Below are 21,155 nucleotides of genomic sequence, written 5' to 3'. Positions count from 1 at the left end.
GGACGCGGCCGCCGACGGGGCTCGACCGGCACCGGCGACGGGGCTCGACCGGCGACGGTGTCCTGCCGGGCCGTCATGCCGCCGCGGTGCCGCAGGCCTACGCGCGCCCGACCGTCGTGGTTCCCCATCCGGCCGTCAGCCACAGTCCCGCGATCGTGACCACGCCGGTCCAGCCGAAGTGGGTGAAGGCGAGGCCTGCCAGGGCCGAGGCGGTGGCTCCGCCGGCGAAGCCCGCGACGACGTAGGCGCTGTTGGCGGTGGCGGGGGCGTCGGTGGTGGTGAGGGCGAGGGTCTGGTTGGCGACGTGGGAGGCGACGAGGGCCGTGTGGATCACGATCGCGGCGACGAACAGCGCGACCATCACCTGACCGCCCAGCCAGAACAGCGGTACCGACACGGCGGCCAGCAGATACGCGTTGCGGACCACCTTCGCGGCGCCGAAGCGGTCGACCAGACCGCCGGCCAGCGGGGCGACGACGCTGGCGGCGAGGCCGAAGAGGCCGAACAGGCCGGCGGTCGCGGTGGAGAGGCCGTACGACCCGCCAGTCAGCAGCAGGGCCAGTGAGGTCCACAGTGCGCTCCAGGCGCCGTACATGCCGGCCTGCCGCACGCACGCCCGCCACAGGTCGGGCGACCGGCGCACCAGGCCGGGCATGGCGCGCAGCCCGGCGAAGAGGCCGCCTTCGCGGGGGCGGCGGCGTTCGGAGGGCAGGGCGGCCGCGGTGAGCAGGCCGAGGACCGCGGTGAGGCCGGCGGCGCCGACGAACACCGCGCGCCAGCCGAAGGCCTGTCCGGCGAGTCCGCCGAGGACGCGGGCGGCGACGATGCCGGTGAAGAGGCCGGCGATGACGGCGGCGACGTGCCGCGCGCGGTGGTGGGCGGGGGCGCGTTCGGCGACCAGCGGCACCAGGAGCTGCGGCACGACGGTGGCGGCCGAGGCGACGAACACGGCGGCCGCGAGCGCGGCCGTGCCGGCCGCCGCGGCACCGGCGACCAGCGCCGCCGTGGTGACCAGCGAGAGGGCCGCGACGAGCGGGCGGCGGTTCACGCGGTCGCCGAGCGGGGCGAAGAAGAGGAGACCGGCGGCGTAGCCGAACTGGGCGACCGACGCGATCCAGGCCACGGCCGAGGGCGCGGAGCCGAAGTCGTGGGCGATGAGGGGGAGGAGCGGGGCGGCCACGTAGATGTTGGCGGCGGTGACGGCGGTGCACAGGGCGATGAGGGGGAGGAACAGGCGGTGGGCGAGCCGGGCCCGCCCGACGGGCCGGGCGTGCTGCTGCCTGACGGTGACTGCGGACGGCATGGTGGATGTGCTCCTTCGAGCCGACTCCAATAACCAACCAGCTGGTTGGAACAGTGGGGGCAACAGTCTCGGCCGTGCGTCCATTCCCTGTCAACCAACCAGTTGGTTACCCGCGCGCTACCCTGGCCCCATGGCAACGACCAGGACCCCCCGCGACCCCGAGGCCACCAAGGCCAGGATCTTCGAAGCGGCGACCGCCGAGTTCGCCCGGTACGGCATCGCGGGCGCCCGCATCGACCGCATCGCCGCCGAGGCCAAGGCCAACAAACAGCTGATCTACGCCTACTTCGGCAACAAGGCTGAGCTGTTCACCCAGGTCCTCGGCCGCAGCATGGTCGACCTCGCCGCCGCCGTCCCCGTCGACCCCGACGACGTCGAGGGCTGGATGGACCGGCTCATGGACTACCACGCCGCCCACCCCGAACTCCTGCGGCTCCTGTACTGGGAGGGCATCGAGTACGGCACCGCCGAGCTCCCCGACGAGGCCGAACGGCAGGAGCACTACACCCGTAAGGTCGCCGCCCTCCAGGACGGCCAGGACCGCGGGGTCATCGACGACGCGATCCCCGCCCGCGACCTGCTCTTCCTGCTGGTCGCGCTCGCCAACTGGGCCACCGTCGTCCCCCAGATGCGCCGCATCCTGGTCGGCGGGGACGCGCCCGACCGCGACCGCCTGCGCGCCTCCGTGAAGGAAGCGGCCCGCAGGCTGGTCGCCCGGCCGTGACGCAGGGGCCGGCCCCTCAGTTGGTGCCGATCCGCGCCAGCAGGTCGACGATCCGGACCTGCACCTCCTCGCTGGTGGAGCGTTCCGCGAGGAAGAGGACGGTCTCGCCGGAGGCCAGCCGGGGCAGGTCCGCCTGGTCGACGGCGGCCGTGTAGACGACCAGCGGCGTGCGGTTGAGCTGCCGGTTCGCCCGCAGCCAGTCGATGATCCCGGCCTGACCCCGGTGCACCTGCATCAGGTCCATCACGACCAGGTTCGGCCGCAGCTGCCCGGCGAGCGTGACCGCGTCCGCGTCGCCGGCCGCCCGCGCGACCTGCATGCCGCGCCGCTCCAGCGTCGCGGTCAGCGCCAGCGCGATCTCCGCGTGCTCCTCGATCAGCAGCACCCGCGGCGGATGCTGCTCACTGTCCCGCGGCGCGAGCGCCTTCAGCAGTACGGCGGGATCGGCGCCGTACGCCGCCTCGCGCGTCGCCTGTCCGAGCCCGGCCGTCACCATCACCGGGACCTCCGCCGCCACCGCCGCCTGACGCAGCGACTGCAACGCGGTCCGGGTGATCGGCCCGGTCAGCGGATCGACGAACAGCGCGGCCGGGAACGCGGCGATCTGGGCGTCGACCTCCTCGCGCGAGTGCACGACGACCGGCCGGTAGCCGCGGTCGCTGAGCGCCTGCTGCGTACTGACGTCCGGAGCCGGCCACACCAGCAGCCGGCGCGGGTTGTCCAGCGGCTCCGGCGGCAGTTCGTCGTCCATCGGCTGCGGCCGCGGCGGATCGGCCACCTCGACGGCCCCGCCCGGCCCGTCCAGCGGCTCCGGCCCCTCGGCGGCGTTCTTGTCCGGCGCCCCTATGGCGTACGACCGCCCCGCCCCCTCGGTCCCGGGTGCGAGCCGTGCCTGACCGGCCAGGGACTGCCCGGCCGTCGGCTGCCCGGGAAGCGGCTGACCCGCGAGGGAGGGATGCGCGACGGGCGCGCCCGGAGCCGCCGGCGACTGCGGTACGGCGGCCTGTTCGGCCACCGGATGCGGACGGGCCGCCTGCTCCTGTCCCGCCGCCGGGTCGGGCCGTGTGCCCAGCTTGCGGCGCCGCCCGGAGCCGTTCGGATGGTGCGGGGCGGGGGTGGCGGAGGCGGAGTGGGTGGCCGTGGGCGGGACGGCCTGCGGGGGCTGCTGCAGCCGCTGGACCGGCTGGGCCTGCTGCGTCGGCTGGGCCTGCGGTGCTTGCTGCACCTGCTGCACCTGCTGCACCTGCTGCACCTGCTGCACCTGCGCGGCCTGCCGGGTGAAGGGCACGCCCTGGCCCAGCGTCCGCACGCTGAACGCGCGGCCCTGGGTGGAGTTGGGGTCGACGGGCGGGACCTGCGCGGTCTCGGCGGGCAGGGGCTGAGCCACCCGCGGCTGTGCAGTGGCCGCCTCGGGCGGCAGCGGGGTGCCCGAACCGGGGGTCGGCGTCGCCGGGACGGCCGCTTCGGCGGGAAGCGGCCCGACGGGCGGGACCTGCGCGGGGGCAGCCGCCTGCCCCGGCACGATCGGTACGGCCTGGGGGGCCGGAGCGCCCGGAGCGCCCGGAGCGCCCGGACCGGCCGGATTGGCCTGGCCGGGGATGACGGGCTGACCGGCGGCCGGCCCACCGGGCAGCGGCTGGGCGGGTACCGGTACCGCCTGGCCGGGGAGCGGCTGGGCCGGGAGCGGCAGTTCCGCGGAGACCTGGACGGGCGCGGCCGGTGCGGGCGCGGGGCCCTGGACCTGAGGCGTCTGCGGAGCCTGCGCCTGTGGAGCGTGAACCTGAAGCGCCTGCGCCTGTGGTGCCTGAACCTGAGGCGGCTGCGCCTGCGGAGCCTGCGCCTGTGCCGGAACGGTGGCGGCCGCGACGCCCTCGGTCCCGGTCCCCGCCTCCGTCACCGGCCGGCCGGCCGCCCGCCGCCGACGGCCCGTGGGCGCGGTGGTGGGGTGCGGCTGCGGCGGGGTGTGGTCGTCGGCCTGGCCGTGCGGGACGGCGTCGTGCCGGCCGTGGTCGGTCGGCGAGTCGTCGGCCGCGGCCTGAACGGGCACCTGAGCCTGCCCGGGAACGGGCAGCGGAACGGGAACGGGAACGGGAACCGGTACGGCGTCCTGCCCCGGAACGGGAGCGACCGGCACCGGCCCCTGCCGCCCCGGAACCTGCCCCGCTTCCCGCACCCCCGCGCTGCCGTCCGTCCCCTCCGCGCCGGCCGTCCCCTCGGCCGACCGGTCCGCCTCCGCGGGCGGCAGGGCGAACACCGTGCGGGGCCCCGCCTCCTGCGCGGCGGCGCGTTCGTTCGCGGCGGCCAGGGCGCGCCGGCGGCGGCCCGTCGGCTGTTCTGCGCCCTCCGCGGGCACCGGGGTGCTCGCGAGCGCGGGCAGGGCGGGCGGCAGGGCCGCCTGCGGCTCGTCGCCGTCGCGCCGGGCCCGCCGTCCGCCCGGCACCGGCACGCCCTGCGGCGGGACGGTGCCGCCGAGTCCCGTGCCCGAGGCGGCGGTGCCCGCCGCGTGCTCGGCGGCCGTGACCACGGCGCCCTCGCTCACCCCGGCGTCCTGGCCGGGTCCGGCGGACCGCGCGTGCCGTCGGCCGATCACGCCGGAGGCATCGGCCTCCTCGGCGGGCGCCGGGGCCGGCATCTCCTCGGCGGCCGGGCCGCGACGGCGGCGCCGGCCGGTCGGTACCGCGGACTCGCCCTCGGCACCGACGGGCGCCGCGCCCGCGACCTCGCCGTCCAGGAAGGCGTCCACGGAGGACCGCCGGGCCCGTCGCCGCCCCGCGACGGCGGTCTGCCCGTCGGCCGGGTCACCCGCGGCGACGCCGTCGGCCGTCTCCGCTGCCCCGCCCGGCGAACCGGCCGACAGCGCGACGGCGGAGCCGACGGCGGGAGCGGCGACGGCGCCCGCCCCTGCGCCCAACGGGACCTCGAGGACGTACGCGCTGCCGCTCATGCCCGGCACCTCGTGCGTCTGGAGCACGCCGCCGTGCGCCCGCACGATCCCGCGCACGATCGGCTCGTGCACCGGGTCGCCGCCCGCGTACGGGCCGCGCACCTCGATGCGGACCACCTCGCCGCGCTGGGCGGCGGCCACGACGACCGTGTTGTCCATGTAACCGCCCGCCGAGACGGGCGCGTTGCCGGTGGCGTCGACACCCGCGACATCGGCGACGAGGTGGGCGAGCGCGGTCGCGAGGAGCCGCGCGTCGACCTCTGCCTCGATGGGCGGCGCGTGCACGGCGAACTGGACCCGGCCGGGCCCGACCAGCTCGACGGCCCCGTCGACACCTGCGGCGACGACGGCGTCGAGCATCACCTTCGTACGGGTGATGGCCCCGCCGCCGGTGTCCAGACGCTGGTAGCCGAGGACGTTGTCGATGAGGGTGGTGATGCGGGCGTACCCGGCCGACAGGTGGTGCAGGACCTGGTTGGCCTCGGGCCACAGCTGCCCGGCGTCGTCGGCGGCGAGCGCCGACAGTTCGCGGCGCAGTTCGTCCAGGGGGCCGCGCAGCGACCGTCCGAGCAGGGTCAGCAGCTGGTCGTAGCGGGCGGCGAGGGCCTCGTACCGGTCCTTCTCCCGCTCGCCGAGCGCGGCGTAGCGCTCCTCGCCGGCCGCCAGCTCCTCCTGGTGCCGCTCGTGCAGCTCCTCCACCTCGGTGACGTGCTGCTGGCGCAGCGCGGTGAGGTCGGAGGCGTGCTCCTCGGAGAGCCGCTCCAGCTCGTCCCGGTGCCGCTTCTCGACGGCGTCCTTCTCCTCGGCCAGGGAGTCGTACGGCCGCCGGTCGGTGAAGGTCATCACGGCGCCGACGAGCTGGTCGCCGTCGCGGACCGGCGCGGTCGTCAGGTCGACCGAGACCTTGTCCCCGCTCTTGGACCACAGCACCTGCCCGCGCACCCGGTGCTTGCGCCCGGAGCGCAGGGTGTCGGCGAGCGGCGACTCGTCGTAGGGGAAGGGGGAGCCGTCGGCGCGGGAGTGCAGCACGAGCGTGTGCAGTTCCTTGCCGCCGAGGTCGCTCGCCCGGTAGCCGAGGGTCTGGGCGGCGGCCGGGTTGACCAGCACGATCCGCCCGTCGGTGTCGGTGCCCACGACGCCCTCGGACGCGGCCCGCAGGATCATCTCGGTCTGCCGCTGCGACCGGGCCAGCTCGGCCTCGGTGTCGACGGTGCCCGACAGGTCGCGCACCACGAGCATCAGCAGCTCGTCGTTGGCGTAGCCGTAGCTGTCGTAGGCCTGCTGGCCGTTCTCGAGGTTGGCGCTGGTGACCTCGACGGGGAACTCGGTGCCGTCGGTGCGCCGGGCGGTCATCCGCGTGGGCTTGGTCCGGCCGCGCGGGTCCATGTGGTCCGGGCGCCGCATCGAGCCGGGGATGAGCTTGGAGTCGAACTCCGGCAGGAGATCGAGCAGTCCCCGCCCCACGAGGGCGGTGCCCGGCGTCTCGAACGCCTCCAGCGCGATGGTGTTCGCGTTGACGACGGTCCCGTTGGCGTTGACCAGGACCAACGCGTCGGGCAGTGCGTCGAGTATGGCTGCGAGGCGAGCAGCGCCTCGGGATGGCCTGCTGCTCACGAGTCGCTTCCTCCCTGTTACCGCACCTTGCCGACCGCTCGGGCCATATTGCCAACCCTCCCGCAGCGTGTCACGCGAGCGAGTCTAGGGCCTGTGGCCGTGCTCGCGGCGCCGGATGAGAGGCAGCTCGCACGACGAAGTGCCCCAGAACGTACGCCCGCCCGCCCCGCCTTCGCGGGACCTTCGCGTGACATTTACGCGACGGGTGCTCCCGCCACGGGAAACCTGTGCGACTTCCGTGGGGCGCGGGGCGTACGGTACGCCGCCCCGGCGGGCGTCCTCGGTCGGCGGCGGAACGCAGCCCCGCCGACCGCCCCGGCGCTCCTCGTCAGGGGCGGGCCGGCGTCCGTCCCGCCCCGGGCAGCAACGGCACGAACCGGTCCCAGCGCTCGATCTGACATCCGTTGCCGCGCTCGAACGTCGTGTCGACGGGCCGCCCGGCCCAGCGGCCGGTGACGTGGGCGGTGGCCGGACCGCCGTACCGCATGGTGCACACACTGCCCTCCGGCACGGGCGCGAAGGGATCCCTCCCCCACCGGGTGTTGCGGTCCACGGCCGCGCAGGCCCCCGACACGTCCGGGTGCGTCCCCCGGTCCGGACGGCACCGCACCGCGAAGGTCCCGTCGGCGCCGCCACCCGCGCCCCGGACGGTCACGGTGAGGTGATCGCCGGAAGCGGGCCGGTCCTCGTCGCGGAGGGGCGGCGGCGCGAGGGACGGCCGGGCCGGGCCGGGTCCGGCGTGGGCGGTGACGGAACCCGCGCCGAGGGAGCCGGTGACGGCGACGGCGGAGACGGCGGAGAGGGTGAGAACGAGCCGCCGCAGCGGTGTGACCTGGACCATGACCTGTCTAACGCCCCACCCCCGGCGACGTTCCGCCCGGCGAATGCCTTTGCCCTGTGGGCCGCCCGCCTAGTACCGTGGACGCCGATTGGTGACACGACGCTCGACTGTGTCATCATCTGCACGCGCCACTCGCAGTCATGCGAGCGGCTGTGTGGAGGCGTCGCCTAGTCCGGTCTATGGCGCCGCACTGCTAATGCGGTTTGGGCCTCAAAGCCCATCGAGGGTTCAAATCCCTCCGCCTCCGCTCGACTTCGAAGCCCCGGTCCTCCGTGACCGGGGCTCCGTCGTTCCCGGCCTCTGTTCCGCACCTCCCCGGATCGGGTCTTCTCGCAGGTCACAAGGGGTGCGGGAATCGGATTTCACATGGCGGCGGCAGTCATGTAATGTTCTTCCTGTCGCCGCGAGCGGGCCGCAAGGGCCGGGAGCGGAGACGGAAAACAGAAGAAGAACAAGCACTCGTAGCTTAACGGATAGAGCATCTGACTACGGATCAGAAGGTTGCAGGTTCGAATCCTGCCGAGTGCACATCGACGAAGAGGCCCCGGAGAGATCCGGGGCCTCTCGCGTTGGACCGATCGAAGCCCTCCGGGAGACGGAAGAGGTGTTCGAGCGCTGCCGGGCGGCCGTGGTCGGGCGCATACTGGGGGCAATGACAAAGCCTGCTGCATCGAAGCGCCATCTGCCCACCAGCCCCTTCAAGGCTCCGGTCGCGCCGCCGCCCAAGCAGTTCGCCGTGGGTGACCAGGTCACGCACGACGTGTACGGCCTCGGCCGGGTGATCGGCATCGAGGAGGGGATCGCGGTCCTCGTCGATTTCGGCTCGGCGCAACAGCGGATCCTCAGCCCATACCCCAAGCTGACCAAGCTGTAGAACCCGCAGTGCCCGCTCACGGCACGTCGGCTTTCTCACGGCCCTGTAACGAATGGGAGTCCTCTCATCGACTCGACCTCGCTGTTCTCCGCTCCGGAAGGGGCGCCGCGCAGTTCCCTCGCGACCTCGCCGCCTCCGACGGCGAACCCCTTCCAGGCACCGGACTTCGGAGACTTCGCAGACTTCGTGGAGTCCGCGGAGAACGACCACTTCCCGCTCGAGGACGTGCCGGAGTTCGTCCCCGAGCGGCGTTCGGCTCGGCGCAGGTCCGGCTAGGGCGTGTTTCGAAAGTGGCGTCGTCTGCCCGCCGGGCAGACGGGACTTTCGAAACACGCCCTAGCTCCCATCCGGGGCTGTCCTGCCCCGGCCTCGGTCCTGGTCTCACGAGCCGTGCGGGTCTTCGACGCGGACGGCCGGGGCGGCGGTGCGGCTCGTGTCCAGGGCGTGCGCCGTGCCGGCGGGACGCGCCCCGCCCTGGCGTGCGTGGCCGGCCGGGTGCAGCCCCGCCGCGCGGCGCGACGGTGTGCCGTGTCCGGTAGCCGCCGCCGGGCCCGGTGGGGATCGACCGCGGCCGGCGGTGCCGCGCGGCGGTGACGTCCGGGACGCCGCGCGTCCCGCCGGTGCGGGGGCCGTCTTCGCTCGACCGGGACGCGGGTCCGTCGTCCGGCCGGTGACCGCCCGCGCGACCTCGGCCCGATCGGGGCGCGGACCGCGCGAAAACCCCGGCCCACAGCATCGGGAACTCCCTCTCCGCGCCGACCGCCGGCCGCGCCGTGATCATTCCGGCGGGCCGGTGGACCTGTGCCGGGTCCGGCTCCGCCTTCGCCGGCCGCGTCGCGACTCTCCGGGTGTCCCGAAGGAGCGCGGTCCCGGCCGCCGGTTGCCGGTACGACAGAGGCGCCGTCCGACGCGGTTCGGTGCGGTCCGACGCGGTCCGACGTGGTTCGGTGCGGTCGCGGTCGGCGGAGCCGTGCGCGGCCCGCTCGGGACGGCCGTGGTCCTCCGGTGCGGATCCGGCGTCCCCGGGGCGCCGTACCGGTACGCCGGGTTCCGGCGGCTGCCTCAGCAGGCGCCGTCGGTCTTGAGCAGGTGCTTCTCCGCCCAGCGGCCCAGTTCCTGGAGGGCGGGGTCCAAGGCGGCCCCGGCGTCGGTCAGGCGGTACGAGACGCGGAGCGGCGGGCCCTCGTCGACCTCGCGCACCACGAGACCGGCGGCGCTCAGTTCGGTCAGGCGGTCGGACAGCATGCGTTCGCTGATGCCGGGGATGCCGCGGCGCAGCGCGGCGAAGTAGACCGGGCCCTGCATCAGCGCGGCCACGATCATGCCCGTCCAGCGCTTGCCGAGCAGCCCGAAGACGCTGGTGATGCCGTCGCCGACCCGGCTGCACGCCCCCGGCTCGTGATCCGTCCTCGTGTCCGCCATGCCTCCAGGGTACCGCCCTGCCGTTCGGGGGTAAAAAAAAGTAAGTAGCTATGTTATTAGTTGTCACGTAGCTATTGATAGCTGCGTACGGAAACGTATCCCGACCTTGGAGTGCCCCATGGCCACGTTGCTGCACCTGGACTCGTCGCTGCTCCCCGCCTCCGCCTCCGCGTCCCGTGCGGTGACGGAGGCCTTCCGCAAGGCGTGGGAGGAGCAGCACCCGCAGGGCACCGTGCACCACCGCGACCTCTCCGCGGAACCCGTCCCGCACCTGGACGCCCTCACCGCCTCGGCCGGCTTCGCCGACCCGGCCACCCACACCCCGGAGCAGGCCGCGGCGTTCGCCGAGCGGCTGAAGCTGGTGGAGGAGCTGGAGGAGGCGGACGCCGTGCTGATCGGCGCCCCGATGTACAACTTCACCATCCCCTCGACCCTCAAGGCCTGGCTGGACCAGGTCCTCCTGATGGGCCGCACGGCCGGACCCGACTCGACCCTCAAGGGCCTCCCGATCACCGTCGTCGCCAGCCGGGGCGGCTCCTACGCGCCGGGCACCCCGCGCGAGGGCTACGAGTACGTGCAGAACTACCTCCGGGCCGTCCTGGTCGACATGGCCGGCGCCGAGGTCGACTTCATCGTGCCCGAGCTGACCATGGCCGCCGCCAACCCCGCGATGGCGGACCTCGTCCCCCTCGCGGAGGCGTCCCGCGAGCGGGCGCTGGTCAGCGCAGCCGAGAAGGCCAAGCAGCTCGCCGCCCGCGTCGCCGCCTGAGCCCTTTCACCCGGATCGGACCGCGGGACGGCGGCCGGGCCGTTCCGCCCCGGCCCGCGGGGCGGTCGCCGAGACTGGGCGCATGGAGTTCTTCTGTCATCACCGTGACCGGCCCGGCTCTCTCGCCCTGCGCACCGAGCTGGTGGAGGAGCACTGGTCCTACATGGACCGGTACGAGGCGGAGCTGATCGCCCGGGGGCCGACCTTCGACGAGGGAGTGCTCAGCGGCAGCGTGCACATCGTCGACCTGCCGGACCCGGCCGCCGCGCGTGCGTTCGCGTTCGACGAGCCGGGCTACCAGGCCGGGGCCTACCGGGACGTGCTGCTGCGGCGGTGGCGCAACCTGCTGGGGCGCACGATGTGGGACTTCCCCGGCGGCCGGGACGGGGGCGAGCGGTACCTGGTCCTCGGGCTCGGTGCGGGGGAGGCCGCCGATCTCGACGTACCGGACGACCGCGACGAGCTGATCGCGTACGGGCCGCTGCTGTCCGACGACGGCGGCGCCTGGCTCGGGACGGCGGTGCTGCTCCGCGCCCCGGATCCGGACGCGGCACGCGCCGTGCTGACCCCGGACCGGTACGCCGGCATCGAGGTCCACGAGTGGCAGTTCGGGGGGCGGCGGTCCTGACCCCGACCCGGCCCCGTCGGCCGGATCGGTGGAACCGGCCCGGTCGTGGTCGCCCGCGGGCTGTCCGGCGGTCTCTCCGGCGGGTGGCCGCAGGGGCGTTGTCAGTGGTGGCGCCTACCGTGGTGGGTGATGGCACAGGCATGGAAGTGCGCGGGGCTGCGCTGGTCGGGGGCCGGCCCCGAGCTGCTGTGGGACGGGGGGCGTCGCAGCCCGCTGTCGTGGGGGAAGCGGGTGGCCTTCGGGGTCGCGGAGGGGGGTGTGCGGGCGTGTACGGGGGCTCGGGGACACGCCTGCCCGGTGCGGGCGGCCGTGCCGGCCCGCAGCACGGGGGCGCGCTGCGAGGAGTGCGGGCGGCTGGACCGGGCGCACTCCGTCGCCGCGGACGGTGTCGCCGACGACCCGCGGCCGTACCGCGTGTACCTGGCCTGGTTCGGGCCCGGCCTGGTCAAGGTGGGGATCACCGCGGCCGGGCGGGGGCCGGCGCGGCTGCTGGAGCAGGGTGCCGTCTCCTTCAGCTGGCTCGGCACCGGACCCCTGATGGCCGCCCGGCGCACGGAGGAACTGCTGCGGGCCGCGCTGCGCGTCCCGGACCGGGTCCCGTACGCCGAGAAGCGGGCCGTACGGGCCGAGTTGCCGCGGCACGAGGGGGAACGGGCCCTGGAGATCCGTGAGCTGCACGCCAGGGCGGCCGGACTCGGCGGCTGGCCCGAGTCGTTGGCGCGGGAGCCCTTCCGGGCCGTCGACCACCTGGGGGTCTTCGGCCTCGCGGCGGCACCGGCGGCCGTCGGCGCGGTGAGCGAGTTGACCTCCGGGGGCGCGGTGAGCGGGGAACTGGTCGCCGCCGCCGGCCCGGATCTGCATCTGGCGACGGCGGCGGGAGTCGTCGTGCTGGACACCCGGCTGATGCGGGGCTGGGAACTCGTCCCGGCCGGGGAGACGGACGAAGTGAACGTGCCGGTGCGGGAGTTCAGAAAGCCGACGGGGCATCTCCAGGACGAGCTGTTCTGAGGGCTGAGCCGCCCCCGGCGGACCCGCGGCAGTCCCGCGGTCCAGCCGGCCCGCCCGCCGCGCGCCCCGTCCCCGCCCCGGCCGATTGCCGATTCCCGTCTGCCCCGGCGGACCCGCGATCCAGCCGGCCAGCCCTCCCGGCCGCCGCCCGCCGCGCGCCCGTCCCGTCCCTGCCGCCCCGCGACCCGGCCGGTCCCGGCCCCCGACCCCGTTTTGCCGAACCGGCAAGTCCCCTCGCACCGCTTCGGACCACCCCCGCAGGATGCCGGTGACGGAGCTCCGCCCGGGCGGAGCTCCACCGGACGGGGGCCGCCCCGTGGCCGGGCGGCCCGGCCCCTTCCGGGCCCGGACTTCTGGAGCTCTCATGTCGCAGCAGACCTTGGACGTCACCCATCGGACCGTTCCCTCCCCCGCGGGCCGGATCCATCTCGTGGAGCAGGGCACCGGCCCGCTGGTGCTCCTCGTGCACGGATTCCCCGAGTCCTGGTACTCCTGGCGCCACCAGTTGCCCGCCCTCGCGGCCGCCGGACACCGCGCGGTCGCCCTCGACGTCAGGGGGTACGGCCGTTCCTCCCGGCCCGCCGCCCCGGAGGCGTACCGCATGCGGGAACTGGTCGAGGACAACGCCGCCGTGGTGCGCGCCCTCGGCGAGGAGCGCGCGGTGGTCGTCGGCCACGACTGGGGCTCGTCCGTCGCCGCCCACTCCGCGCTGCTGCGCCCGGACGTCTTCCGCGCGGCCGGACTGCTCGGCGTCCCCTACACGCCCCGTGGCGGACCGCGGCCCAGCGAGGTCTTCGCGCAGATGGCGGGCGCGCAGGAGGAGTTCTACGTCTCCTACTTCCAGGAGCCCGGCCGGGCCGAGGCCGAGATCGAGCCCGACGTACGCGGCTGGCTCGCCGGGTTCTACGCGGCCCTGTCCGCCGACACCATGCCCGCCCCCGACGCGCCGAGCCCGTACTTCGTGCCCCGCGGCGGCCGGATGCGCGACCGCTTCCCCGCCGGCCGGCTGCCCGGCTGGCTCATCGAGGAGGAACTCGACCTCTGCGCGGCGGAGTTCGAGCGGACCGGGCTGAGCGGGGCACTGGCCCGCTACCGCAACATGGACCGGGACTGGGAGGACCTCGCCGACCACGACGGCGCCCCCGTCACGCAGCCGTCCCTGTTCGTCGCCGGCCGTCTGGACGCCTCCACCACCTGGCTCGCCGACGCGATCGACGCCCACGCCACCACCCTGCCCGGCCTGGTCTCCTCCCACCTGCTCGACGACTGCGGCCACTGGATCCAGCAGGAGCGGCCCGAGGACGTCAACCGCATCCTCGTCGAGTGGCTCGCCGCCCTCCCGGACTGAGCCCCGGGCGGGCGCCGGACCGGACGGGTCTCCTCAGACAACTCCCAGGAGCGCACAGGAACCCCCAGGGGTCCGCCGCACGGAGTCGGGCACCTCACAGGTTCGCCCCGGCCGCGCGACCGGGGCGAACAGCGGCGGACGGGCCGCCGGTCCGCGCCCGCACCGCGCTTCCCTGAGAGCTTCCTGTGTGTTTCTCAGGTAAATCACAGACAGCGGAAAGCGTGTTCTCAGAGGACCCCGACATGGTGTCCTGCATGACCACGACCTCGCCCCAGGGGCGCACCGAACTGCTGAGGCCGGACGGGAGCCCCGTCCGCGTGCTGGTGGTGGACGACGAGTTGTCGATCACCGAACTGCTGTCCATGGCCCTGCGCTACGAGGGATGGCAGATCCGCAGCGCCGGTGACGGCACGGGCGCCATCCAGACCGCCCGCGAGTTCCGGCCCGACGCCGTCGTCCTGGACATGATGCTGCCCGACATGGACGGGCTGACCGTCCTCGGCCGGCTGCGCCGGGAACTGCCGGACGTCCCCGTCCTGTTCCTCACCGCCAAGGACGCCGTGGAGGACCGGATCGCCGGCCTCACCGCCGGTGGCGACGACTACGTCACCAAGCCGTTCTCCCTGGAGGAGGTCGTGGCCCGGCTGCGCGGGCTCATCCGCCGCTCCGGCGCCGCCGACCGCCGCTCCGAGTCGGTGCTCGTCGTCGGCGACCTCACCCTGGACGAGGACAGCCACGAGGTCTCGCGGGGCGGCGACAACATCCACCTCACCGCCACCGAGTTCGAGCTGCTGCGCTTCCTGATGCGCAACCCGCGGCGGGTGCTCAGCAAGGCCCAGATACTGGACCGCGTGTGGTCGTACGACTTCGGCGGCCAGGCCAATGTGGTCGAGCTGTACATCTCGTACCTGCGGCGCAAGATCGACGCGGGGCGCGAGCCGATGATCCACACGCGGCGCGGCGCCGGTTACCTGATCAAGCCCGCGGTGTCATGAGCGGGCGACGACGGCCGCGTGCGCAGAGGCGAGCAGGCAGGTCCCGCAAGCCCCGCACCCTGCGGACCCGGCTCGTCGTGGCGTCGGTGGTGTTGATCGCGGTGGTCTGCGCGGTGATCGGCACGGTGACGACGCTGGCCCTGCGCTCGCACCTGTACGAGCAGTTGGGCGATCAGGTCGTCGAAGCCGGCAAGCGTCTGTCGGGACCGCCGTTCGGCCGGGACGGCGAGAAGAGCACCCTGGCGGAGGACCGCGTCGACGGCTTCGTCACCAACGGTCCGACGCAGGAGCGGACCGTGGCCGCGGAGGTCGCCGCCGACGGTACGGTCTCCAGGGCCGTCGTCGCCGAGCGGGTGTCCGACGACATCCGCCAGCGGATGAACGCCACCGAGCTGAGCGCGTCCCAGCGGACCGCGTTCGAGGGCGTGCCCGTGACCGGAACCCACACCGTGACCCTTCCGGGCCTCGGCGACTACCTCGTGACGTACGTGCACGGCGACGACGGCTCCGGCTACTACGTCGCCCTGCCCACCGCCGCCGTCGACAGCACCGTCAACACGCTGATCCTCGTGGAGATCAGCGTCACCGCAGCCGGTCTCGGCGCCGCCGTCATCGCCGGCTACGTGCTCGTCGGCCTCGCCACCCGCCCCCTGCGCAAGGTCGCCGCCACCGCCACCCGGGTCTCCGAACTCCCCCTGCACACCGGCGAGGTCAACCTCTCCGAGCGGGTCCCCGAGTCCGAGACCGACCCGCACACCGAGGTCGGCCAGGTCGGCGCCGCGCTCAACCGGATGCTGAACCACGTCCACGGCGCCCTGCACGCCCGCCAGGAGAGCGAGATGCGGGTCCGCCAGTTCGTCGCGGACGCCAGCCACGAACTCAGGACCCCCCTGGCCTCCATCAGGGGGTACGCCGAACTGACCCGCCGCGGACGCGAGCAGGTCGGGCCCGACACCCGGCACGCGCTGGGCCGGATCGAGTCCGAGGCCGGCCGGATGACCTTCCTCGTGGAGGACCTGCTGCTGCTCGCCCGCCTCGACGCGGGCCGCCCGCTCCAGTTCGAGCAGACCGACCTCGTCCCCCTCGTCATCGACACCGTCAGCGACGCCCGCGCCGCCGGACCCGACCACGTGTGGCGCCTCGAACTCCCCGAGGAACCCGCCCTGGTGTCCGCCGACCCGGCGCGGCTGCAACAGGTCCTCGTCAACCTGCTCGCCAACGCCCGCACCCACACACCGCCGGGCACGACCGTCACCGCGCGCGTGCAACGGCGCGGCCCCTGGCTGTGCGTGGACGTCCAGGACAACGGCCAGGGCATCCCGCCGGACCTGCTCCCACGCGTCTTCGAACGGTTCGCCCGCGGCGACTCCGCCCGCTCCCGCACCACCGGCTCCACCGGCCTGGGCCTCGCCATCGTGCAGGCCGTCGCCGGCGCGCACGGCGGCGCCGTGACCGTCGACAGCGTGCCCGGACGGACCGTCTTCACCGTGCACCTGCCCGCCCTCGCCCCCGCCGTGCCCCGGCCCGCGCCCGAAACCGACTGGCAACGGGACTCACAGGGCCAGCACAGGGCCGGCACATGGGTGCAACAGGGCGCCTGAGGAGAGTCGTCGACATGCGAACCGACTCTTCTCCCGGCACCCTGCCGGCGCGGGAGCACCTCCCGGCCGCCACCGCCGGTACGCCTGTCCTGGACGTAGTGATCCCCGTCTACAACGAGGAGAAGGACCTCCAGCCCTGCGTGCTCAGACTGCACGACCATCTGACACGGACGTTCCCCTACCCGTTCCGCATCACCATCGCGGACAACGCGTCGACGGACAGCACCCCCGACGTGGCGCGGCTGCTGGAGACGCGGGTCCCGCAGGTGAGGTCCGTCCGCCTGGAGCAGAAGGGCCGCGGCCGGGCGCTGCGGACCGTCTGGTCGGCCTCGGACGCCCCGATCCTCGCCTACATGGACGTCGACCTGTCCACCGACCTCAACGCGCTGCTGCCGCTGGTGGCACCGCTGATCTCGGGCCACTCCGACCTGGCGATCGGCTCCCGGCTGGCCCGCAGCTCGCGGGTGGTGCGCGGGGCCAAGCGGGAGTTCATCTCCCGCTCGTACAACCTGATCCTGCGCGGCTCGCTCCAGGCCCGGTTCTCGGACGCGCAGTGCGGCTTCAAGGCGATCCGCCGCGACGTGGCGCAACTTCTGCTCCCGCTGGTGGAGGACACCGGCTGGTTCTTCGACACTGAGATGCTGGTGCTCGCCGAACGAGCCGGTCTCCGTATCCACGAAGTGCCGGTCGACTGGGTCGACGACCCGGACTCCACGGTGCACATCGTGAGGACGGCGACCGACGACCTGAAAGGGGTATGGCGCGTGGGCCGGGCGCTGGCCACCGGTTCGCTTCCCCTGGACCGGCTGACCAGGCCGTTCGGCGACGATCCCCGCGACCGCGAGATCATGGACGTACCCAAGGGCCTGGCCCGCCAGCTCGTCGGCTTCTGTGTCGTCGGTGGCCTGTCCACCCTCTTCTACCTGCTGCTCTACAGCGGTTTCCGGCAGTTCTCCGGCTCCCAGACGGCCAACGCGCTCGCGCTGCTCGTCTCCGCGGTCGCCAACACCGCCGCCAACCGCCGGCTCACCTTCGGGGTGCGCGGCCGGAGCGGTGCCGTCCGCCACCAGGCGCAGGGACTCGTCGTCTTCGGCATCGGCCTCGCGCTGACCAGCGGTTCGCTCGTCGCGCTCGACGCGGCGACGTCCGACCCGGCGCACGCCACCGAACTGGCCGTCCTCGTCGCCGCCAACCTCGCGGCGACCGTGCTGCGCTTCCTCCTCTTCCGCGCCTGGGTGTTCCCGGACCGGCGGGGCGACGAGGAGCCCCCGGCCCCGGTCCCGTCCCAGCCCCCGGGGCGGACCGCCGCCCCACCGACGTACCCCGCGCCCGGTCCGCTGCCGCAGCGGCCGCACCCCCACGCGCAGCACCCCCACGCGCAGCACCCCCACACCCCGCCGCGCGACAGCGGCACGAACCAGTTCCGCGCCGGCGAAGCCGCGGACGGCACCGTGGGGCTGCCCCCGCTCGAGCGAAGCCGAGAGTGGGGGAGGGACGCCACCATGCGGCTGCAGCCGGTGCGCCCCCACGACACCGATCCGGGGGACGCCCGATGACCACCCACCTCGACGACACGGCGCGGACGACCGACGGCCCGGCCACGCCCACCGCCTGGGGCCCGCCCGAGACCGCCCCTCCCGCGATGCCGCGGGAACCCGACGCCCCCGTCCCCGGCGCGGACGAGCCGAAGCAGCCCCTCGCCCGCAGACTGTGGCGGGGCCGGCCCGAGGACCCCCGCTGGGCGCGCCCGGCCCTCCTCGGCCTGCTGCTCGCCACCTGCGTCCTGTACCTCTGCAACCTGAGCGCCTCCGGCTACGCGAACTCCTTCTACTCCGCGGCCGTGCAGGCCGGCAGCCAGAGCTGGAAGGCGTTCTTCTTCGGCTCGCTGGACTCGGCCAACGCCATCACCGTCGACAAGCCGCCGGCCGCGCTGTGGCCGATGGCGCTGTCCGTGCGGATCTTCGGCCTGAACTCGTGGGCGATCCTCGTCCCCGAGGTGCTGATGGGCGTCGGCTCGGTCGCTGTCGTGTACGCCTCCGTGCGCCGCCGCTTCAGCCCCGCCTCGGGCCTGATCGCGGGCGCCGTGCTCGCACTCACCCCGGTCGCCGCGCTGATGTTCCGGTTCAACAACCCGGACGCCATGCTGGCCCTGCTGATGGCCGTGGCCTGCCACCTCGTGGTCCGCGCCCTGGAGGACGGCCGCACGAAGTGGCTGGTGTGGGCCGGTGTCGCGATCGGCTTCGCGTTCCTCGCCAAGACCCTCCAGGCCTTCCTGATCCTGCCGCCGCTGGCGATCGTGTACGCCGTCTGCGCGCCGGTTCCGCTGCGGAGGCGTTTCTCGCAGCTGGCCCTGGCGACGGCCGCGCTGGTCGTCTCCGGCGGCTGGTGGGTCGCGATCGTCGAGCTGTGGCCCGCCTCCTCCCGCCCGTACATCGGCGGCTCGCAGAACAACTCCTTCCTGGAGCTGACCTTCGGCTACAACGGGCTCGGCCGCCTCAGCGGCGACGAGACCGGCAGTGTCGGCGGCGGTGGCGGCGGTGGCGGCACCGGCCGGTGGGGCGAGACCGGCTGGGACCGGATGTTCAACTCCGAGATCGGCGCCCAGATCTCCTGGCTGCTGCCCGCCGCGCTGATCCTGCTGGTCGCGGGCCTGGTGGCCACGCGCGGGCGGAAGCGGACCTCCGTGACCCGCGGCGCGTTCCTGGTCTGGGGCGGCTCGCTGCTGATCACCACGGTGGTCTTCAGCTACATGGCGGGCATCTTCCACCAGTACTACACGATCGCGCTGGCCCCCTACCTGGCCGCCGTGATCGGCATGGGCGCCGGCCTCCTGTGGGAGAGGCGGACCGAGGTCTGGGCGTCGCTCACCCTCGCCGCCGCCTCGGTGGCCGCCGCGGCCTGGGGATACGTCCTGCTCGACCGCACCCCGGACCATCTGCCCTGGCTGAAGTGGCTGGTGCTGGTCGGCGGCCTGACGGGCGCGCTCGGCCTGGTCTTCGCCGGCCGGCTGCCCCGGTGGCTCGCCCTCGTGGCGGCGGCCGCGAGCATCGTCGCGGCGCTGGCCGGACCGACGGCGTACACGCTGAGCACCGTGAACTCCGCGCACACCGGATCCATCCCGACGGCGGGCCCGGCCGGCGCGTCCATGATGGGCGGCGGCCGGGGCGGTCCCGGCGGAGGTGGCGGCCTCGGCGGCATGCCCGGCCAGCAGGGCCAGGGTCAGGGTCAGGGCCAGGGCCAGGGCCGGCAGAACGGCGGCTTCCCCGGCGGCGGCATGCCCGGCCGGCAGAACGGCAACGGCAGTACACAGGGGCAGGGCCAGGGGCAGGGCCAGACCGCCCCCGGCGGACAGACCGGCGGCGACGGCGGCCCGGCGGGCGGTGGCGGAGGCGGCATGGGCGGCCTCATCAACGGTGCCACCGTCACCGACGAGGCCAAGAAGCTGCTGGACACCGACTCCGACAAGTACACCTGGGCCGCGGCGGCCATCGGCTCCCAGAACGCCGCGAGCTACCAGCTGGCCACCGGCGACCCGGTGATGGCCATCGGCGGCTTCAACGGCACCGACCCGTCCCCGACACTGGCGCAGTTCAAGCAGTACGTCGCCGACGGCAGGATCCACTACTTCATCAGCAGCGGATCCGGCGGCGGCACGGGCGGCAGCGCCGACGGCACGTCCGCACAGATCACCGAGTGGATCGAGGCCAACTTCAAGCAGGTCACGGTCGGTTCGGCCACGTTCTACGACCTGACGCAGGAGGCGACCCGCTGACGTCCGCCAGGTGGCACGGGGAGGGGCGGTGACCGCGGTCACCGCCCCTTTCCGCGTGCCGCGCCGGGGCCGAACCGCCGGGCGGACCGCCGGCCGAACCGCCGGGCGGACCGGTGGCGGCGGTGCCGCGCGGCGCTGTCGCGCTGCCGCGCCGCGGGCCCGCGGCCTTGAAGGCCCGGCCGCCACCTAGCATCGTCATCAGGAACGACCCGGAGAACCCCCAGGAAGGTGCGCCATGGTGAAGGCTGCCGCGCAGGCCGGGCGGACCAGCGTGTGGCTGGAGGGCAAGGCGCGCCGGGGGCGGGGCGGGAGCCAGCCGTCGGGACTCGACCGGGACCGGATCACCGAGGTCACCGTACGGCTGCTGGACGCGGAGGGCCTGGACAGGTTCTCCATGCGCCGCCTGGCGGCCGAGCTGAACGTGACGGCGATGTCCGTCTACTGGTACGTCGACACCAAGGACGACCTGCTGGAACTCGCCCTGGACGCGGCCTTCGGCGAACTGGAACTGCCCGATCCGGAGGCGGCGGGCGAGGACTGGCGCGGGCAGCTGCGGGCGCTGGCGTCGGCGTACCGGGCGCTGCTGGTGCGGCACCCGTGGCTGTCGCCGCTGGCCGGACGGTACCTCAACATCGGGCCGAACTCCCTGGTCTTCTCCCGCACGGTCCAGCGGGTGGTCCGCCGCACGGGCCTGCCCGACCACCGCATCACGAGCGCGATCGCGGCGGTCTTCCAGTTCGTGTACGGCTACGGCACGATCGAGGGCCACTTCTTCGGCCGGGTCGCGGACGCGGGCATGACCCCGGACGAGTACTTCCAGCACTCCCTGAGCGAGGCGACCGAGGCGCCGCGGACCGCCGAGGTCGTCGAGGAGTCCAGGAACCTCATGGCGGCCCGCGGCGGCGACACGGTCGCGGAGATGCTGGACCGCGACTTCACCTTCGCCCTGGACCTGCTGGTCGCGGGCATCGAGGCGATGGTGGAACGCGGCTGAGGCCGCGCCGGACTCCGTCCGCCGGCCGGGGTGGTGGTGGTCAGTCCTGGGGTGCGAGTCGTGCCGGGAAGCCGCCGGTGGCGACGGGGCCCCAGCGCTCGGGCGTGACCCGGATGATCGACTTGCCCTGCTTCACCATCGCCGCCCGGGCCCCTTCTTGTTGCGTCCCTCGCGTTGCTGCGCAGGCTTCGGGACGCCGCGCCGGACTCCGTCCGTCGGCCGGGGTGGTGGTCAGTCCTGGGGTGCGAGTCGTGCCGGGAAGCCGCCGGTGGCGACGGGGCCCCAGCGCTCGGGCGTGACCCGGATGATCGACTTGCC

General features: G+C 74.3%; 15 protein-coding genes, 2 tRNA genes and 1 pseudogene. 13 read left to right on the top strand and 5 right to left on the bottom strand.

Translation table 11 applies throughout. The features are described from left to right. Window positions 1–97: 97 nt before the first annotated feature. The gene (locus ACIP5W_RS05775) at window positions 98–1,303 is read right to left on the bottom strand and encodes an MFS transporter (protein WP_401467254.1); all 1,206 of its coding nucleotides are present in this window, start codon (window positions 1,301–1,303) and stop codon (window positions 98–100) included. A 130-nt stretch (window positions 1,304–1,433) separates the two neighbouring features. Between ACIP5W_RS05775 and ACIP5W_RS05770 the strand changes: the two genes are divergently transcribed. Continuing rightward, complete coding sequence (locus tag ACIP5W_RS05770) at window positions 1,434–2,027, top strand: TetR family transcriptional regulator (protein ID WP_401467251.1); 594 nt, start codon at window positions 1,434–1,436, stop codon at window positions 2,025–2,027. Between the two features lie 16 nt (window positions 2,028–2,043). Here the strand turns inward: ACIP5W_RS05770 and ACIP5W_RS05765 are convergent, their stop codons facing one another. Both ACIP5W_RS05765 and ACIP5W_RS05760 read right to left on the bottom strand, forming a co-directional pair. Beyond that, on the bottom strand, window positions 2,044–6,585 hold the full coding sequence (locus ACIP5W_RS05765; protein WP_401467248.1) for a PAS domain-containing protein: 4,542 nt from the start codon (window positions 6,583–6,585) through the stop codon (window positions 2,044–2,046). Between the two features lie 328 nt (window positions 6,586–6,913). Then, the gene (locus ACIP5W_RS05760; RefSeq protein WP_401467245.1) at window positions 6,914–7,426 is read right to left on the bottom strand and encodes an SSI family serine proteinase inhibitor; all 513 of its coding nucleotides are present in this window, start codon (window positions 7,424–7,426) and stop codon (window positions 6,914–6,916) included. A gap of 156 nt (window positions 7,427–7,582) precedes the next feature. Between ACIP5W_RS05760 and ACIP5W_RS05755 the strand changes: the two genes are divergently transcribed. The 3 genes from ACIP5W_RS05755 to ACIP5W_RS05745 all read left to right on the top strand — a co-directional run bounded on the left by ACIP5W_RS05755 (window position 7,583) and on the right by ACIP5W_RS05745 (window position 8,300). Continuing rightward, window positions 7,583–7,673: transfer RNA gene (locus ACIP5W_RS05755), tRNA-Ser, on the top strand. Between the two features lie 208 nt (window positions 7,674–7,881). After that, a tRNA-Arg gene (locus tag ACIP5W_RS05750) sits at window positions 7,882–7,954 on the top strand. 124 nt (window positions 7,955–8,078) lie between these two features. Further along, window positions 8,079–8,300 carry a hypothetical protein gene (locus tag ACIP5W_RS05745; protein ID WP_363090880.1) on the top strand — a complete coding sequence of 74 codons (222 nt, stop codon included), beginning with the start codon at window positions 8,079–8,081 and terminating at the stop codon, window positions 8,298–8,300. 1,062 nt (window positions 8,301–9,362) lie between these two features. Here ACIP5W_RS05745 and ACIP5W_RS05740 read toward each other — a convergent pair. After that, a complete protein-coding gene (locus ACIP5W_RS05740; RefSeq protein WP_401467241.1) occupies window positions 9,363–9,722 on the bottom strand; it encodes a winged helix-turn-helix transcriptional regulator in 360 nt (119 codons plus the stop codon). A gap of 118 nt (window positions 9,723–9,840) precedes the next feature. Between ACIP5W_RS05740 and ACIP5W_RS05735 the strand changes: the two genes are divergently transcribed. The 9 genes from ACIP5W_RS05735 (at window position 9,841) to ACIP5W_RS05695 (ending at window position 20,837) form a co-directional block, all read left to right on the top strand. Continuing rightward, window positions 9,841–10,491 (top strand): FMN-dependent NADH-azoreductase, encoded by a 651-nt coding sequence (locus ACIP5W_RS05735; protein ID WP_401467238.1) that lies wholly within the window; start codon window positions 9,841–9,843, stop codon window positions 10,489–10,491. An 82-nt stretch (window positions 10,492–10,573) separates the two neighbouring features. Next, window positions 10,574–11,119, top strand: coding sequence for a YciI family protein (locus tag ACIP5W_RS05730; RefSeq protein ID WP_401467235.1), 546 nt, complete (start codon window positions 10,574–10,576; stop codon window positions 11,117–11,119). A 129-nt stretch (window positions 11,120–11,248) separates the two neighbouring features. Beyond that, a complete protein-coding gene (locus tag ACIP5W_RS05725) occupies window positions 11,249–12,127 on the top strand; it encodes a DUF2797 domain-containing protein (RefSeq protein ID WP_401467232.1) in 879 nt (292 codons plus the stop codon). A 364-nt stretch (window positions 12,128–12,491) separates the two neighbouring features. Beyond that, window positions 12,492–13,475 (top strand): alpha/beta fold hydrolase, encoded by a 984-nt coding sequence (locus ACIP5W_RS05720; protein ID WP_401467229.1) that lies wholly within the window; start codon window positions 12,492–12,494, stop codon window positions 13,473–13,475. Between the two features lie 254 nt (window positions 13,476–13,729). Beyond that, on the top strand, window positions 13,730–14,470 hold the full coding sequence (locus tag ACIP5W_RS05715; RefSeq protein ID WP_401467226.1) for a response regulator transcription factor: 741 nt from the start codon (window positions 13,730–13,732) through the stop codon (window positions 14,468–14,470). Continuing rightward, window positions 14,467–16,071, top strand: a complete 1,605-nt coding sequence (locus tag ACIP5W_RS05710) for a sensor histidine kinase (RefSeq protein ID WP_401467223.1) — start codon at window positions 14,467–14,469, stop codon at window positions 16,069–16,071. The genes ACIP5W_RS05715 and ACIP5W_RS05710 overlap by 4 nt, the downstream gene beginning before the upstream one ends. 14 nt (window positions 16,072–16,085) lie before the next feature. Beyond that, entirely contained in the window at window positions 16,086–17,627 is a 1,542-nt protein-coding gene (locus ACIP5W_RS05705) for a glycosyltransferase (RefSeq protein WP_401467220.1), read from the top strand. Continuing rightward, the gene (locus tag ACIP5W_RS05700; RefSeq protein ID WP_401467217.1) at window positions 17,624–19,843 is read left to right on the top strand and encodes an ArnT family glycosyltransferase; all 2,220 of its coding nucleotides are present in this window, start codon (window positions 17,624–17,626) and stop codon (window positions 19,841–19,843) included. The genes ACIP5W_RS05705 and ACIP5W_RS05700 overlap by 4 nt, the downstream gene beginning before the upstream one ends. Window positions 19,844–20,078: 235 nt before the next feature. Then, entirely contained in the window at window positions 20,079–20,837 is a 759-nt protein-coding gene (locus ACIP5W_RS05695; protein WP_401467214.1) for a TetR/AcrR family transcriptional regulator, read from the top strand. 231 nt (window positions 20,838–21,068) lie between these two features. Here the strand turns inward: ACIP5W_RS05695 and ACIP5W_RS05690 are convergent. Beyond that, a pseudogene (locus ACIP5W_RS05690) lies at window positions 21,069–21,155 on the bottom strand (PPOX class F420-dependent oxidoreductase); the annotation flags it as partial.

The sequence above is a fragment of the Streptomyces sp. NPDC088766 genome, from assembly GCF_044750845.1.
GTDB lineage: Bacteria > Actinomycetota > Actinomycetes > Streptomycetales > Streptomycetaceae > Streptomyces.
The sequence above is the reverse complement of the archived record's forward strand: the minus strand, read 5'-3'. Positions and strand labels throughout refer to the sequence as shown.

What these genes read in the sequence shown, in the direction of transcription:
- ACIP5W_RS05775 (WP_401467254.1), bottom strand. Translation starts at nt 1,303, where the DNA reads ATGCCGTCCGCAGTCACCGTCAGGCAGCAGCACGCCCGGCCCGTCGGG.
- ACIP5W_RS05770 (WP_401467251.1), top strand. Translation starts at nt 1,434, where the DNA reads ATGGCAACGACCAGGACCCCCCGCGACCCCGAGGCCACCAAGGCCAGG.
- ACIP5W_RS05760 (WP_401467245.1), bottom strand. Translation starts at nt 7,426, where the DNA reads ATGGTCCAGGTCACACCGCTGCGGCGGCTCGTTCTCACCCTCTCCGCC.
- ACIP5W_RS05745 (WP_363090880.1), top strand. Translation starts at nt 8,079, where the DNA reads ATGACAAAGCCTGCTGCATCGAAGCGCCATCTGCCCACCAGCCCCTTC.
- ACIP5W_RS05740 (WP_401467241.1), bottom strand. Translation starts at nt 9,722, where the DNA reads ATGGCGGACACGAGGACGGATCACGAGCCGGGGGCGTGCAGCCGGGTC.
- ACIP5W_RS05735 (WP_401467238.1), top strand. Translation starts at nt 9,841, where the DNA reads ATGGCCACGTTGCTGCACCTGGACTCGTCGCTGCTCCCCGCCTCCGCC.
- ACIP5W_RS05730 (WP_401467235.1), top strand. Translation starts at nt 10,574, where the DNA reads ATGGAGTTCTTCTGTCATCACCGTGACCGGCCCGGCTCTCTCGCCCTG.
- ACIP5W_RS05725 (WP_401467232.1), top strand. Translation starts at nt 11,249, where the DNA reads ATGGCACAGGCATGGAAGTGCGCGGGGCTGCGCTGGTCGGGGGCCGGC.
- ACIP5W_RS05720 (WP_401467229.1), top strand. Translation starts at nt 12,492, where the DNA reads ATGTCGCAGCAGACCTTGGACGTCACCCATCGGACCGTTCCCTCCCCC.
- ACIP5W_RS05715 (WP_401467226.1), top strand. Translation starts at nt 13,730, where the DNA reads ATGACCACGACCTCGCCCCAGGGGCGCACCGAACTGCTGAGGCCGGAC.
- ACIP5W_RS05710 (WP_401467223.1), top strand. Translation starts at nt 14,467, where the DNA reads ATGAGCGGGCGACGACGGCCGCGTGCGCAGAGGCGAGCAGGCAGGTCC.
- ACIP5W_RS05705 (WP_401467220.1), top strand. Translation starts at nt 16,086, where the DNA reads ATGCGAACCGACTCTTCTCCCGGCACCCTGCCGGCGCGGGAGCACCTC.
- ACIP5W_RS05700 (WP_401467217.1), top strand. Translation starts at nt 17,624, where the DNA reads ATGACCACCCACCTCGACGACACGGCGCGGACGACCGACGGCCCGGCC.
- ACIP5W_RS05695 (WP_401467214.1), top strand. Translation starts at nt 20,079, where the DNA reads ATGGTGAAGGCTGCCGCGCAGGCCGGGCGGACCAGCGTGTGGCTGGAG.